At 69.3% G+C, this 15,469-nt stretch carries 10 protein-coding genes; all 10 read left to right on the top strand.

Translation table 11 applies throughout. The features are described 5' to 3' along the window. Positions 1-6: 6 nt before the first annotated feature. On the top strand, positions 7-93 hold the full coding sequence (locus ABZ857_RS43260; protein WP_357056536.1) for a hypothetical protein: 87 nt from the start codon (positions 7-9) through the stop codon (positions 91-93). A 242-nt stretch (positions 94-335) separates the two neighbouring features. Further along, positions 336-3,221 (top strand): lectin, encoded by a 2,886-nt coding sequence (locus tag ABZ857_RS43255; RefSeq protein ID WP_357056530.1) that lies wholly within the window; start codon positions 336-338, stop codon positions 3,219-3,221. Between the two features lie 120 nt (positions 3,222-3,341). Then, positions 3,342-5,150 (top strand): lectin, encoded by a 1,809-nt coding sequence (locus ABZ857_RS43250; RefSeq protein ID WP_357056527.1) that lies wholly within the window; start codon positions 3,342-3,344, stop codon positions 5,148-5,150. 606 nt (positions 5,151-5,756) lie between these two features. Beyond that, positions 5,757-7,181, top strand: coding sequence for a sugar ABC transporter ATP-binding protein (locus ABZ857_RS43245; RefSeq protein WP_357056533.1), 1,425 nt, complete (start codon positions 5,757-5,759; stop codon positions 7,179-7,181). After that, positions 7,178-8,179 carry an ABC transporter permease gene (locus tag ABZ857_RS43240; RefSeq protein WP_357056524.1) on the top strand — a complete coding sequence of 334 codons (1,002 nt, stop codon included), beginning with the start codon at positions 7,178-7,180 and terminating at the stop codon, positions 8,177-8,179. Before ABZ857_RS43245 ends, ABZ857_RS43240 begins: the two co-directional genes overlap by 4 nt. Beyond that, positions 8,176-9,108, top strand: a complete 933-nt coding sequence (locus ABZ857_RS43235; RefSeq protein ID WP_357056521.1) for an ABC transporter permease — start codon at positions 8,176-8,178, stop codon at positions 9,106-9,108. The genes ABZ857_RS43240 and ABZ857_RS43235 overlap by 4 nt, the downstream gene beginning before the upstream one ends. A 13-nt stretch (positions 9,109-9,121) precedes the next feature. After that, on the top strand, positions 9,122-10,339 hold the full coding sequence (locus ABZ857_RS43230) for a substrate-binding domain-containing protein (protein WP_357056518.1): 1,218 nt from the start codon (positions 9,122-9,124) through the stop codon (positions 10,337-10,339). After that, positions 10,336-11,187 (top strand): sugar phosphate isomerase/epimerase family protein, encoded by an 852-nt coding sequence (locus tag ABZ857_RS43225; protein WP_357056515.1) that lies wholly within the window; start codon positions 10,336-10,338, stop codon positions 11,185-11,187. The genes ABZ857_RS43230 and ABZ857_RS43225 overlap by 4 nt, the downstream gene beginning before the upstream one ends. Before the next feature lie 70 nt (positions 11,188-11,257). Beyond that, on the top strand, positions 11,258-14,794 hold the full coding sequence (locus tag ABZ857_RS43220) for a lectin (protein WP_357056512.1): 3,537 nt from the start codon (positions 11,258-11,260) through the stop codon (positions 14,792-14,794). A gap of 292 nt (positions 14,795-15,086) precedes the next feature. After that, positions 15,087-15,469: GntR family transcriptional regulator (locus tag ABZ857_RS43215; protein WP_357056510.1), on the top strand; the 383-nt coding region annotated here is incomplete at its 3' end.

Raw genomic sequence — 15,469 nt, 5'->3', positions numbered from 1 at the left:
CTGGATGTGTACAACAACGGCACCGCCAACGGCAGCAAGGTCATCATCTGGACCTGCAACGGCCAGAACAACCAGAAGTGGACCCGAGCCTGACGGCGTCCTCGTCGCCCCACCGGCGAGGACGGGAGGCGTGCCCTCCCTGATGTGAAGCGGTTCGTCACCCTCCTCGTACGACAGCGATCGGCAACAAACGCCCCCCTCATCCGGCCGCCGCGATCGGCGGCCGGATGAGGGCACCAGAGGCGGCACCCCTCTGGGCACGAAGCAGAACTCCGGCAACAGCGCGGCGGCGCGCGCTTTGCCCTGACTGACCTTGAGGTCAGGAAGGAACACCGATGTCCCGACGTCCGTGGCTCACAACGCTGACCACGATGGCGCTGATCGCTTCCGGAGCCTTCGCGCTCACCGCCGCTCCGGCGAACGCGCTGACCATCCCGGCGTCCGACTACCAGCAGGTGTCGCTCGCGTCGGGCGGCGCGGAGCTGGGTGAGGCGATGTCGCTGGCCGTGATGCCGAACCGATCGGTCATCCACACGGCGCGCGACGGCACGGTTCGCGTCACCGATGTCAACGGCAACACCAAGGTGGCCGGCAGGCTCAGCGTCTACACCCACGACGAGGAGGGCCTTCAAGGTGTGGCGGTCGACCCGAACTTCGCTTCGAACCGGTACGTCTGGCTCTACTACTCGCCGCGGCTGAGCACGCCGACCGGTGACGCGCCCAGCACCGGCACCCAGTCGCAGTTCGACCAGTGGAAGGGACACCTGAACCTGTCCCGCTTCACACTGAAGTCCGACGACACGCTCGACATGAGCAGTGAGAAGGTCGTGCTGGAGGTGCCGAACGACCGGGGGATGTGCTGCCATGTGGGCGGCGACATCGACTTCGACGCCGCCGGCAACCTCTACCTGACGACCGGCGACGACAGCAACCCGTTCGAGTCGGGCGGCTACTCCCCGCTGGACGAGCGGACCGACCGCAACCCGCAGTACGACGCCCAGCGCACGGCGGGCAACACCAACGACCTGCGCGGCAAGGTCCTGCGGATCAAGCCGCAGCCCGACGGCACCTACACGATCCCCAGCGGCAACCTGTTCCCGCCGGGGACGGCGAAGACCCGGCCGGAGATCTACGCGATGGGCCTGCGCAACCCGTTCCGGATGAGCGTGGACAAGGCGACCGGCATCGTCTACCTGGGCGACTACGGTCCCGACGCGGGTGTGACCAACAGCAGCCGGGGCCCGAGCGGGCAGGTGGAGTTCGACCGCATCACCAGTCCGGGCAACTATGGCTGGCCGTACTGCACCGGCACGAACACCACCAGCGAGACCTACAACGAGTGGAACTTCGCCTCCAACAGCACAGGACCGAAGTACAACTGCGCGGGCGGCCCGACCAACAACTCCTTCCGCAACACGGGCCTGACCACGCTCCCTGCGGCCAAGCCGGCATGGATCAGGTACGCGGGGGACGCCGGATCTCCGCCGGAGTTCGGCTCCGGGTCGGAGTCGCCGATGGGCGGTCCGGTCTACCGCTACGACCCGAACCTGAACTCGGCCGTCAAGTTCCCCCAGGCGCTCGACGGGCGATTCTTCGCGGGTGAGTACGGCCGCCGCTGGATCAAGGCGATCGAGGTCAAGACGGACGGCGCCTACGGGGAGATCTCCGCCTTCCCCTGGAACGGCACCCAGGTGATGGATATGGCCTTCGGTCCCGACGGCGCCCTCTACGTGCTCGACTACGGCACCGGAAGCAACAACCAGGCGTTGTACCGGATCGAGTACATCGGCAAGGCCAACCGCAACCCGATCGCCAAGGCCTCCGCCGACAAGACCTCGGGACCGGCTCCGCTGGCCGTGAGCTTCTCCTCCGCGGGCAGTTCCGACCCCGAGGGCGGTGCGCTGACGTACGCGTGGAACTTCGGCGACGGCACCACCTCCACGGCGGCCAACCCGAGCAAGACCTACACCACGGACGGCACCTACACCGCCACCCTCACCGTCCGTGACCCGCAGGGGCTGACCGGCAGCGCGAGCGTGATCGTGACCGTCGGCAACTCCGCCCCGACGGTGACGCTGTCCACCCCGGCCGACGGCCAGCTGTTCTCCTTCGGAGACACCGTGCCCTTCCAGGTCACCGTGAGCGATCCGGAGGACGGCACGATCGACTGCTCGAAGGTGACCGTCACCTACTTCCTCGGTCACGACAGCCACGCACACCAGATCACCTCAAAGAGCGGCTGTAGCGGCTCGATAGCTGTGCCGGTGGACGGCGAGCACGACTCGGCGGCCAACATCTACGGTGTCTTCGAGGCCTCCTACACCGACCAGGGGGGCCTGACCTCCACCAGTGTCCGTACGCTCCAGCCACGCCACCGGCAGGCCGAGCACTTCGGCGCCCAGCAGGGCGTGCAGACGGCCGATCACACCACCGCCGAGGGCGGCAAGACGGTCGGCTTCACCGACGACGGCGACTGGATCTCCTTCCAGCCCTACAACCTGAGCGGCGCGACGAAGATCACCGCTCGGGTGTCCTCGGCCGGCGCGGGCGGCCGGATCGAAGTGCGGGCGGGCTCGGCCACGGGCACGTTGCTGGGCACGGTGAACGTCGCGAGCACCGGCAGCTGGGACACCTTCACCGACGTCTCGGCGAACCTCAGCGGCGTGCCGTCCGGCACGACGACGCTGTACCTGGTCTTCCGCGGCGCGACAGGACAGGGCTACCTGTTCGATCTGGACGCCTTCACCTTCGGCACCGGCACGTCGTCCTCCCCGTCCCCCTCACCGTCGCCCTCTCCATCAGCCTCCCCGTCCCCTTCTCCGTCGCCCTCGGCGAGCACGAGTGCGCTGAAGGGTGTGGCGTCGGGGCGGTGCCTGGACGTCAACGGCGCCTCGCAGGCCAACGGCGCCCAGGCGCAGATCTGGGACTGCAACGGCCAGCCCAACCAGCAGTGGACCTCCACCAGCGCCGGTGAGCTGCGCGTCTACGGCAACAAGTGCCTCGACGTCAACGGCGGCGGCACGGCCGACGGCACCACAGTGATCATCTGGGACTGCAACGGCCAGAACAACCAGAAGTGGCGCCTCAACTCCGACGGGAGCATCACGGCCGTCGGCGCGAACAAGTGCCTGGACGTGTCCGGCGCCGGCACCGCCAACGGCACCAAGGCGCAGATCTGGACGTGCAACGGCCAGAACAACCAGAAGTGGACCCGCGTCTGAGGCCACCCGACACACCACCCGGCCCCGGCCACACGCCGATCACCCATTGATGTGACGCCCGGCGCGGCCCAGCTTTCATCGTCGAAAGGGGCCGTGCCGGGCCGCGACGGAAGGACACCCATGCTGCGACATCTGACCCCCGCCGCGCTCGGGCGCGTCGCGGGGAGCGACCGGAAGACATCCGTGCTGCGACGCCTGTCGGTGACCGCGGTGGCGCTCACCGCCGCCGCCGCGACGGTGATCCCCGCCATCCCCGCCCACGCCGCCGCCTTCAAGGTGCTGGTGTTCTCCAAGACGGCCGGGTTCCGGCACGACTCCATTCCCGCCGGCATCCAGGCCATCCGCGAACTGGGCGCCGCCAACGACTTCGCCGTGGACGCCACGGAGGACGCGAACGCGTTCACCTCGGGCAACCTCGCGCAGTACAAGGCCGTGGTGTTCCTCAGCACCACCGGCGACGTGCTGAACGCCTCCCAGCAGACCGCCTTCCAGTCGTACATCGACGGCGGAGGCGGCTACGTGGGGGTGCATTCGGCCGCCGACACCGAGTACGACTGGCCCTACTACGGGCAGCTGATGGGGGCCTGGTTCAACAACCACCCGGCCATCCAGCAGGCGACCGTACGGAACGAGGACCGGGCGCACGCGGCCACGGCCCATCTCGGCCAGACCTGGGCACGCACCGACGAGTGGTACAACTACCGCACCAACCCGCGCGCCAACGTGCACGTGCTGCAGAGCCTGAACGAGAGCAGCTACAGCGGCGGGAACATGGGCGACCACCCGATCACCTGGTGCCACCCGCAGGCGTCCGGCCGGTCGTTCTACACCGGTCTCGGGCACACCCAGGAGTCGTACGCCGATTCCAACTTCCGCACCCTGCTGCTGGGCGGGATCCGCTACGCGGCCAAGGCCGCGAACGCCGACTGCCGTCCCGAGACCGGCTACACGACCCTGTACAACGGGTCGGCCACCGGCTGGACGCAGGCCGGGCCCGGCTCGTTCGCCAACAGCGACGCCACGCTGACCTCCCAGGGCGGCATGGGCATGCTGTGGTACAGCGCCAAGGAGTTCCGCTCCTACTCGCTCAAGCTCGACTGGAGGATGACCGGCGACTCCAACTCGGGGGTCATCGTCGGGTTCCCGGCCACCAGCGACCCCCAGACGGCCCTCGACACCGGGTATGAGGTCCAGATCGACGCCACCGACACCGCGGACAAGACGACCGGGGCGATCTACGGCTTCCAGTCGGCCGACCTCGCCGCACGTGACGCGGCGCTGAACCCGCCGGGTCAGTGGAACACCTACGAACTGCTCGTCCAGGGAGAGCGGCTGCAGGTGTTCCTCAACGGCACCAAGATCAATGATTTCACGAACACGGACCCGGTCCGATCCCTGCAACAGGGCTACATCGGCATCCAGAACCACGGGGCGGGCGATGTGGTGTCGTTCCGGAACATCCGGGTCAAGGAACTGAGCGGCCCATCGACCTCCCCGTCCCCCTCGCCGTCCCCTTCCGCGTCGCCGTCGCCGCCTGCGGGTGGCACGACCGCGCTGAGGGGTGTGGCGTCGGGGCGGTGCCTGGACGTCAGCGGGGCGTCGCAGTCCAACGGTGCCCAGGTGCAGATCTGGGACTGCAACGGGCGGGCCAACCAGCAGTGGACGTCGACGAGCGCCGGTGAGCTGCGGGTGTACGGCGGCAAGTGCCTGGACGTCAACGGCGGCGGCACGGCGGACGGCTCCAGCGTGATCATCTGGGACTGCAACGGCCAGAACAACCAGAAGTGGCGCCTCAACTCCGACGGGAGCATCACGGCCGTCGGTGCGAACAAGTGCCTGGACGTGTCCGGCGCCGGCACCGCCAACGGCACCAAGGTGCAGATCTGGACGTGCAACGGCCAGAACAACCAGAAGTGGACCCGCGTCTGAGGCTGTCCGGCCACCCCCGGAGAGAGGGGCCGGGAGCTCCGGAGCCCTGCCGCCTTGGACACCTTCGCATGACGTGAGCGCGGCGCGGCCTCGATCGAGGGCCGCGCCGCGCGTGGCCGTGCGATCGGCCATAGAGCAGGAAAGTTTCATGCTCATCCGGCATTTCCCCTGGATGAATCGTATCCATCTTCGCAGGATTTGAAGGCCGCGATGTGCCTCTATCACGATCGACATCACTCCGACGTGCAGATTCACAATGAAGACGCTCGCAGCTATGTCAGCGAAATACGTTCCCAACCATCGTAGATAAGCATGCTTGACAGGCTCTTTGTTGTAGACCTATTTTCGTTCTGAATTCGATCATCGCCTCATGGCAGGCCCGGTGTCCGCCCGTGCCACGCGCCGTCCACCGGGGAGGATCTCGTGCGCCGGTCCAGCGGCCGTGACGTCCTCGCCGTCGACCGGCCCGCTAAGCCGCACGCCGGGCCCGGCACGACTCCCACCCCCTTAGGAGATCCCCGTGCATGAGTCATCACCCCGTACGGCGCGGAGACTCGTCCCGGCCGGCCCGGCGTCACGTCTCGGCAGGCGGGCCGCGTGCTGACGATGACCGGCATCGGCAAGAGCTTCCTGGGCGTCCGGGTCCTCGACGGGGTCGACCTGGAGGCGTCGGCGGGAGAGGTCCACGCGGTGGTGGGAGAGAACGGCGCCGGCAAGTCGACGCTCATGAAGATCCTCGCCGGGGTGCACACTCCGGACGAGGGGACGATCGAGATCGACGGCCGCGGCGTGGCGTTCGGGCATCCGATCGAGGCGCAGCGGGCCGGGGTGGCGATCATCTACCAGGAGCTCACCCTGCTGCCGGAGCGGACGGTGGCCGAGAACGTCTTCCTCGGCCGGGAACCCGTCCGGCGGGGGCTGGTCGACCGGGCGGCGATGGAGTCGGCGACCGGTGAGCTGCTGAGCTCGCTCGGCGAGGAGTCGTTCGGGCCGCGCGATCTCGTCCGGCGGCTCTCGGTCGCGCAGCAGCAGGTCGTCGAGATCGCCAAGGCGCTGTCGCTGAACGCCCGGATCGTGGTGATGGACGAGCCGACCGCCGCGCTGGCCGACCACGAGGTGGAGCTGCTCTACACCCTGGTGCGGCGGCTCACCGGGCGCGGCATCGCGGTTCTGTACATCTCCCACCGGCTCCCCGAGATCTTCGAGCTCGCCGACCGGATCACCGTGCTCAAGGACGGTGCCCGGGTCACCACCGCGGAGGCCTCGAGCCTGGACACCGCGGCTCTGGTCCGCCTGATGGTCGGCCGGGAGCTGGACTCCTACTACCCGCCCCGGGCGGCGGAACCGCCCGGAGAGGTGATGCTGAGCGTGCGCGGCGGGGGCAACGCCCGCCTGCACGGCATCGACCTCGACCTGCGCGCCGGGGAGATCGTCGGGGTGGCCGGGCTGCAGGGCTCAGGCCGCACCGAGCTGGCCAAGGCGCTGTTCGGCGCGGAGCCGTTCACCAGCGGCGAGATGACGCCCTGCCGCCCCCGCTCGGTCCGCGAGGGGGTCGCGGCGGGCATCGGCCTGGTCACCGAGGACCGCAAGGCCGAAGGGCTCCTGCTGAACCAGCGGGTGCGTGACAACGCCCTGCTCGTCGCCCGGGCCGCCAGGACTCGCCGGCCCGGGATCGAGCGGCTGCTCGAGCGCGTGCGGCTCACCCCGCCCCGGCCCACCCAGGAGGTCCGGCTGCTGTCCGGGGGCAACCAGCAGAAGGTCGTGCTGGCCAAGTGGATGACGGTCGCGCCGCGCGTCCTGCTGTTCGACGAACCCACCCGCGGCGTCGACGTCGGCGCCAAGGCCGCCATCCACGAGCTGATGCGCGAACTCGCCCGTGACGGCACGGCCATCCTGATGATCTCCTCCGAGCTCCCCGAGCTCATCGGCATGAGTGATCGAATCCTCGTGCTGCGGGACGGGCGCATAGCGGGAGAGCTACCCGCCGGCGCCACCGAGGAGGCCGTGATGCACCTGGCGGCCGCGTCGTGACTCAGCAACTGAAGCTCCGGCGCGTCGCGGCCGAGGGCTCGTTCCTGCGGCGGTTGTCGGCCGACCGGCCCGCGCGTGCCGTCTACGTGGCGCTGGCCCTGCTCATCGTGCTGGGCTGGCTGCTGTTCGCCCTGGACGGCGGGCGGTTCCTCAGCCAGGAGAACATCGTCGGGATCCAGCAGCGATCGGCGGCGCTGGGCATCGTCGCGGTCGGTCAGACCCTGGTGATCCTGGCCGGGAGCCTGGATCTCTCGGTGGCCTACCTGATCAGCCTGACCTCGCTGGTCGCGGCCGAGATCATGGCGGGCGCCGACCAAGGCGTACCGGCGGCGGTGGCCGCGGTGCTGGCGGTGAGCGCGACGGCCGGCCTGGTGAACGGCCTGATCGTCACCAGGCTCCGGGTGCACGCCTTCATCGCCACGCTCGGGGTCGCGCTGATCATCAGAGGCGTGCTGGACGAACGGTACGACGGGCCGGCGGGCAGTGTGCCGGAGTCCTTCCAGCATCTCGGGTACGACCGCATCGGGCCGCTCCCGGTGTCGGCGCTGCTGTGGGCCGCGGTGGCCGCGTCCGCGTGGCTCCTGCTGAGCCGGACACGGCTGGGCTACCGGATCTACGCGGTGGGCGGGGACGCCGAGGTCGCGCGGCTGTCGGGAGTGCGCACCGAGCGGGTCGTGGTCGCCGCCCACGTGCTCTGCTCGGTCTGCGCCGGGATCGCCGGGTTGCTGCTGGCCTCCCGGCTCGGAGCCGGCGCGCCGACGGTCGGGACCGACGGCGGGTACGACCTGGAGTCGATCGCGGCGGTCGTGCTCGGCGGAACCGCCCTGGCCGGAGGCCGCGGCGGGGTCGCCGGGACCGTCGGCGGAGTTCTGCTCCTGGCCGTCCTCGACAGCATCTTCAACCAGCTGGAGGTCAACTCCTTCGCCAAGGACGTCGTGCGGGGCGTGGTCCTGGTGGCCGCCCTGGCGATCTACGCCCGCAGGAGGCGGACCACATGAGACGCGCGCTACCGATCTTCGTGGTGCTGGCCGGGCTGCTGGTCGCGATCGCGGTCGCCAACCCGTACTTCCTGGAGCCGCCCGCCTTCCTCGCCTTCGTCAAACGGGCCGCGCCACTGGTGATCCTCGCGGCCGGGCAGTACTTCGTCATCGTGTCCGGCGAGTTCGACCTGTCGGTCGGCTCCCTCGTCACGGCCGAGGTGGTGATCGCCGCCCGGCTCATCGACGGCTCCGCGGCGGCGACCTGGCCCGTGCTGGCCCTGCTGATCGTCCTCGGACTGCTCACCGGGCTCGTCAACGGGACCGTGACCACCCTGCTCCGGGTCCCGTCGTTCATCACGACGCTCGGCATGCTGCTGATCCTCTCGGGAGCGATCTTCCTCTGGACGGGCGGCGCGCCCCGGGGCGCCCTGTCCCCGCAGTTCCGCGAGCTGGGCCGGGGGAGCCTGGGCCCGGTGCCCTGGTCGGTCTTCATCCTCGTCGCGGGGGCGGCCGCCGCGATCTGCGCGATGCGTGCCGGCTTCGGCCACACGCTGATCGCGGCCGGCGACAACGACCGGGCCGCCGCTCTGTCCGGTGTCCGGGTCGCCCGGGTACGGACGGTGGCGTTCATGATCTCCGGGCTGTCCGCGGCGGTCGCCGCGATTCTGCTCGGTGGCTTCGCCGGGGTGTCCGCGCAGGTCGGCCAGGGCCTGGAGTTCCAGGCAATCACCGCTGTCGTGCTCGGCGGCGTGGCCCTCGGGGGCGGCTGCGGCTCCGTGGTCGCCGCTATGGCGGGCGCCTTCACCCTGGAGGCGCTGTTCACCCTGCTCAACCTGTACGGCATCTCGGGGGCGGTGGAGCCGGCCGTACAGGGCGTGATCATCATCGCCGCGGTGGCGCTGGGAGCGGTGAGCCTCCCACGCAGAAGAGCCGCGGCCGCCTCATGATGGAAGGACAACCATGCGTTCATATTCGCGGCGGCTCCTCGCCTCCGCCGCGCTGGCCGTGCTGACGCTGCCGGCGGCCGCGTGCACCAGCGACAAACCCGCGCCCTCCGCCTCCGCCTCCGCCGCGCCGGCCGGGTCCACCGGGCCGGAGGACAAGGGCACCGGGGCGCAGTCGAAGTTCTTCGTGCAGGCCGACTACGACGCCCAGATGGCGATGCGCCGGGCGCAGCCGACCGGCTCGCCGGACAAGCCGTGGGAACAGAGCATCGACCCGCAGTTCGTCGACACCGCCACGTACAAGAAGGCGGGGCCGTACCACCTGTGCTTCTCCAACGCCGCCGTCAACAACCCCTGGCGGCAGGTCGGCTTGAAGACCATGCAGGCGGAGGTCGCCCTGCACAAGGAGATCGCCCGCTTCACGATGCTGGACGCCGAGGGCAAGGACGACAAGCAGATCTCCGACATCGCGGAGCTGCAGGGCAAGGGCTGCGACGTGCTGATCGTCTCCCCCAACACCACGGCCACGCTGACCCCCGCGGTGTCCGGTGCCTGCCCGAAGGTGCCGGTCATCGTGTTCGACCGGGGGGTCCAGACCGACTGCCCGGTCACCTTCATCAAGCCGATCGGCGGCTACGCCTTCGGCGCCGAGGCGGCCGAGTTCCTCATCGACAAGGTGCCGCCCGGCGGGAAGATCCTGGCGCTGCGCATCCTGCCCGGCGTGGACGTGCTGGAGACCCGGTGGTCGGCGGCGAAGGTCGCGTTCGACAAGAGCGACCTCGATGTCGTCGGCGTGGAGTTCACCGACGGCGACGCCGCGAAGACCAAGAGCGTCGTCAGCGACTACATCCAGCGCTACGGCAAGATCGACGGAGTCTGGATGGACGCGGGCGCCACGGCCGTCGCGGCCGTGGAAGCCTTCGAGGACGCGGGCCAGCCCGTGCCGCCGATCAACGGCGAGGACCAGCAGGACTTCCTGAAGAAGTGGAGCGACGCGAAGCTGACCGCCGTCGCTCCGACCTATCCGACCTACCAGTGGCGCACCCCCGTCATCGCGGCGCTCAAGATCCTCAAGGGTGAGCAGGTGCCGAAGGTCTGGAACCTTCCGCAACCGACGATCACTCAGGAGAACCTCGCCACCTACCTCAAGCCAGGCATGCCGCCGCTGCACTACGCCCTGTGCGGCTGCGAGAACCTGCCCGGCTACCCGCAGAAGTGGGGCGGCACGTCGTGATCGGAGTCAACACGTGGGTCTGGGTCTCGCCGCTCACCGACGAGTCCCTGACCGTCCTCGCGCCGCGGATCGCGGGATGGGGATTCGACGTGGTCGAGCTGCCGGTCGAGCAGCCCGGCGACTGGGACCCCGGGAGAGCGGCGGCCCTCCTGGACGGGCTCGGCCTCGGCGCGTCGGTCGTGCTCACGATGCCACCGGGACGCGAGCTCGTCGGCGCCCCGGGGCAGAGCGTCCAGGAGACCCAGGACTACCTGCGGCACTGCGTGGACGTGGCCGTGACCCTGGGTGCGCCGGCGGTCAGCGGACCCGCGTACGCCTCGGTCGGCCGGGCCTGGCGGATGAGCCCGGACGAGCGGCGCGCGCTCTACGCCGAGCTGCGGGAGAACCTGAAACCGGTCGTCGCCTACGCGGCCGAACGCGGGGTCCGGATCGGCGTCGAACCGCTCAACCGATACGAGACCAGCGTCGTCAACACCGTCGAGCAGGCGCTCGAAGCCCTCCCGGAGGAATGCGGGCTCGCCCTCGACACCTACCACATGAACATCGAGGAGAAGGATCCTCTCCGGGCCGTCCGGCTGGCGGGCCCCAGGATCGCGCACCTCCAGGTATGCGGAACCGACCGCGGCGCCCCCGGCGGCGACCACTTCGACTGGAGGGGCTTCGCGGCGGCCGTCCGCGACGTGAACTACGGCGGCCCGCTCGTGATCGAGTCCTTCACCGCCGACAACAAGACCATCGCCACCGCCGCATCCGTCTGGCGTCCCCTCGCCCCCAGCCAGGACGCCCTCGCCACCGAAGGACTCGCCTTCCTCCGCACCCTCGACCTGACCACCCGCCCCTCCCCCTGAGCCGAGACGGCTCGCACCTTCGCACTCTTCGACTCCGACCGTTACCGGTAAACCCCCCAGGAGATTTCTCATGCGAAGATCACGCCTGCTCCCCGCCCTGGCCGCGGCCCTGTTAGGGCTCTTGCTGTCCGCGGTGCCGCTGGTCGCGCACGCGGCCGCTCCGCAGTTCAAGGTGCTGCTGTTCAGCAAGACCGCGAGCGGCGCCTACCGGCACGATTCCATCCCCGCCGGTATCGCGATGTTCCAGCAGCTGGCGGCCGACAACAACTTCCAGCTCGACCAGAGCGAGGACTCCGCCGTCTTCACCTCGTCGACCCTCAACACCTACGACGCGGTGATCATGCTCCAGACCTCGGGCATGGTGTGGGACAACGACGCCCAGCGTCAGGCCATGCAGGCCTACGTGCGCAGCGGCCGCGGCGTCGTGGCGATCCACAACGCCGTCGACATGAACATCGAGTCGCAGTTCCCCTGGTGGGACCAGGTCGTGCTGGCCGGCGCGCACATGACGCAGCACTCCTCGATCCTGCAGGGCACCGCCAAGGTGGCCGACAAGGTGCACCCCTCCACCAAGGGGCTGCCGGACCGCTGGGTGCGTACCGAGGAGTGGTACAACTTCGACAAGAACATGCGTGGCTCCGTCCACGTGCTGGTCACCGCGGACGAGACCACCTATGACGCGGGGGCGAACAAGATGGGCGCCGACCACCCGATCTCCTGGTGTCACAACCCGGAGGGCGGCCGGGTGTGGGCGACCGCCATGGGCCACAACGCGTCCTCCTACTCCGAGCCGCTGTTCAAGCAGCACGTGCTGGGCGGGGTGAAGTGGGCGGCCGGCGCGGCGCCGGGCGACTGCGGCGGCACGGTCGCGGCCCGGTTCCAGAAGGTGACCCTCGACGGCGCGCCGGACCAGCCGATGGAGCTGGACGTGGCCGCCGACGGCAGGGTCTTCTACATCTCCCGGTCGGGCAAGGTGAACCTGATTCCCGCCACCGGCGGGGGCACGCGCGTCATCGGCACCCTGTCGGTGTACGACGGCGGTGAGGACGGCGGGATCGGGCTGGCGCTGGACCCGAACTTCTCCACCAACGGCTGGATCTACATCAACTACTCGCCGTCCAACGGCGGTGAGGTGAACCGGGTGTCGAGGTTCACCTTCAACGGCACCAGCCTCGACCTGTCCAGCGAGAAGAAGATCATCGAGGTTCCGGCGTACCGCAACGTCGACGAGCCGGGCCACACCGGCGGCTACCTCGCGTTCGGGCCGGGCGGCAACCTGTACATCGGCCCGGGCGACGACACGAACCCCAACGCTTCCAGCGGATACACCCCCATCGACGAGCGGCCGGGGCGGGAGCACTACGACGCCCAGCGGTCGGCGGCCAACACCAACGACCTGCGCGGCAAGATCCTGCGCATCCACCCCGAGTCCGACGGCACCTACACCATTCCGTCCGGCAACCTGTTCGCGCCGGGGACCGCCAAGACGCGGCCGGAGATCTACGCGATGGGCTTCCGCAATCCGTTCCGCTTCTCCGTCGACAAGGACACCGGCTGGATCTCGGTGGGCGACTACGGTCCCGACGCGGGGGCGGCGAACGCCAACCGCGGTCCTGAGGGCACCGTCGAGTGGAATCTGATCAAGGAGCCGGGCTTCTACGGCTGGCCCTACTGCGTCGGGAACAACATCCCGTTCAACGACTTCAACTTCGCCACCAACACCTCAGGCGCGAAGTTCAACTGCTCGGCGCCCGTCAACAACTCGCCCAACAACACCGGGCTGACCAACCTGCCCGCGGCCAAGTCCGCGACCATCTGGTACAACTACCACGTCTCCGCCGAGTTCCCCGAGATCAACTGCTGTGGTGGGGCGGCCCCGATGGGCGGTCCGTTCTACCACTACGACCCGGCCGGCACCTCCGACCGCAAGTTCCCGGAGTACTTCGACAAGACGCCGTTCTTCTACGACTGGAGCCGCAACTTCGTCAAGGAACTGCGGCTGGACTCCTCGGGCAACCTCCTGAAGATCAATCCCTTCGTCGCGCAGATCGCCCCGCACGCGCCGATCGACATGAAGTTCGGTCCGGACGGCGCCCTGTACATGGCCGACTGGGGCAACGGCTTCGGCCACGAGAACACCGATGACAGCATCTACCGGATCGACTACGTGGTCGGGAACCGCGCTCCCGTCGCCAAGGCGAGCGCCGACCCCGACTCGGGCAACGCACCGCTGACGGTGGCGTTCTCCTCGGCTGGCTCGTCCGACCCCGACGGCGACGCGATCACCTACAGCTGGGACTTCGGTGACGGCGGGACCTCCACCAGCGCCAACCCGTCCCACACCTACAACGCCAACGGCACCTACACCGCCAGGCTGACCGTACGGGATGCGAGCGGGAAGACGGGCAGTGTCACACTGCCCATCGTCGTCGGCAACACCCGTCCCAAGGTCGTCTTCTCGGCTCCGCCCGACGGCGGGTTCATCGACTTCGGCGACCGGGTGTCCTACACGGTGAACGTCACCGACCCCGAGGACGGCACCGTCGACTGCACCAAGGTCAATGTGTTCACCGCGCTCGGCCACGACCAGCACGCGCACGACACCGGCCAGTACACCGGCTGCTCCGGGACGGTCACGACCACGGCCTCCGGCCATGACGAGGCCTCCAACGTCTACTACGTCCTGGGCGCGGACTACACCGACAAGGGCGGTCTGAAGGGCAGCGCCGGCATCACCCTGCAGCCCAAGCACAAGCAGGCCGAGCACTTCACCGGCTCGTCCGGTATCCGGGTCGTCGACGAGGCCGGGGCCGAGGGCGGCAGGCGCGTCGGCGACGTCTCCAACAACGACTGGATCTCCTTCATGCCGATCAACCTGTCCGGGATCGACTCGGTGTCCTTCCGTGTCTCGGCGCCGTCCAGCACCGGGGCGTCCATCGAGCTGCACGCCGACTCCCCGACCGGGACGCTCATCGCCTCCAGCGCCGTGCCGGCGACCGGGGGATGGAACACCTACGTGTCCCTTCCGGCGGTGCGGGTCACCGACCCCGGTGGCACCCGCAATCTCTACGTCGTGTTCAAGGCACCCTCGGCGAACGCGTTCGACGTCGACTCGTTCACCTTCATCGGCAAGGGTGTCGGACAGGGAGGCGGGTCCCCCTCGCCCTCCCCCTCGCCGTCCGCCTCCCCGTCCCCGTCGCCGTCCCCGTCGCCTTCGGGCGGCACCAGCGCCCTCAAGGGCGTGGGGTCGGGGCGGTGCCTGGACGTGAACGGCGCCTCGCAGGCCAACGGCGCGCAAGTGCAGATCTGGGACTGCAACAGCCAGCCCAACCAGCAGTGGACCTCCACCAGCACCGGCGAACTGCGCGTCTACGGCAACAAGTGCCTGGACGTCAACGGCGGCGGCACGGCCGACGGCACCACAGTGATCATCTGGGACTGCAACGGCCAGAACAACCAGAAATGGCGCCTCAACACCGACGGAAGCATCACGGCCGTCGGTGCGAACAAGTGCCTCGACGTGTCCGGCGCCGGCACCGCCAACGGCACCAAGGTGCTGATCTGGACGTGCAACGGCCAGAACAACCAGAAGTGGACCCGCGTCTGACACAGATCTGACGTCGCAATCCGGAGCCGGTCCGCCCTCGGCGGGCCGGCTCTTCCCCTGCCGGGCAAGTCCGGCCGTCGAAGGCGGTCCGACACGCGCCGGGCAAATACATCTGGCCGGTCGAATACCTGACTCGCCTGCGCGGCGACGTCTGCCGCCGCACCCGCTCATGCCAACCATCTCGCATGACCTGTTCAGATGTGTCGTACTGATCGCACGCCGTCGGACCCTCGGAAAGGGCCACCTCGATCAGTCGTCATACTCTTGCAGGGAACGGCGAGGAGGAAGCACGGTGACCGACACCCAGCGTGAGGGCGGATACCGGCCGGGCTATGAGGTGGCGGCCGAGCAGGTGCTGGAGCTCATCGCCCGGCTGGGCCTGCGGCCGGGCGACCGCATGCCGACGGAGAACGACCTGGCCCGGCAGCTGGGAACCAGCCGCACCGTCGTCCGCGAGGCCGTGAAGATCCTGTCCGCGCTCGGCCGGGTGCGCGCCCAAAAGGGCCGGGGCCTGTACGTGGCCGACGACGAGGGAATGCTCGGCACCGGGCGGGTGGCCTCGTTCTTCCTGCCCACCGACCTGGACCACATCTACATGCTGTTCGAGTTCCGCCGCACCCAGGAGACCGAGACCAGCCGGCTGGCCGCCCGCCGCGCCACCCCCGCGGAACTGCG

It is taken from the genome of Microbispora sp. NPDC046933 (assembly GCF_040644635.1).
In the GTDB taxonomy this organism is placed as follows: Bacteria; Actinomycetota; Actinomycetes; order Streptosporangiales; family Streptosporangiaceae; genus Microbispora.
This window is presented reverse-complemented; position numbering and strand designations above follow the sequence as displayed.

Coding starts and splice junctions, on each gene's coding strand:
- ABZ857_RS43235 (WP_357056521.1), top strand. CDS start 8,176: ATGAGACGCGCGCTACCGATCTTCGTGGTGCTGGCCGGGCTGCTGGTC.
- ABZ857_RS43230 (WP_357056518.1), top strand. CDS start 9,122: ATGCGTTCATATTCGCGGCGGCTCCTCGCCTCCGCCGCGCTGGCCGTG.
- ABZ857_RS43255 (WP_357056530.1), top strand. CDS start 336: ATGTCCCGACGTCCGTGGCTCACAACGCTGACCACGATGGCGCTGATC.
- ABZ857_RS43250 (WP_357056527.1), top strand. CDS start 3,342: ATGCTGCGACATCTGACCCCCGCCGCGCTCGGGCGCGTCGCGGGGAGC.
- ABZ857_RS43220 (WP_357056512.1), top strand. CDS start 11,258: ATGCGAAGATCACGCCTGCTCCCCGCCCTGGCCGCGGCCCTGTTAGGG.
- ABZ857_RS43245 (WP_357056533.1), top strand. CDS start 5,757: ATGACCGGCATCGGCAAGAGCTTCCTGGGCGTCCGGGTCCTCGACGGG.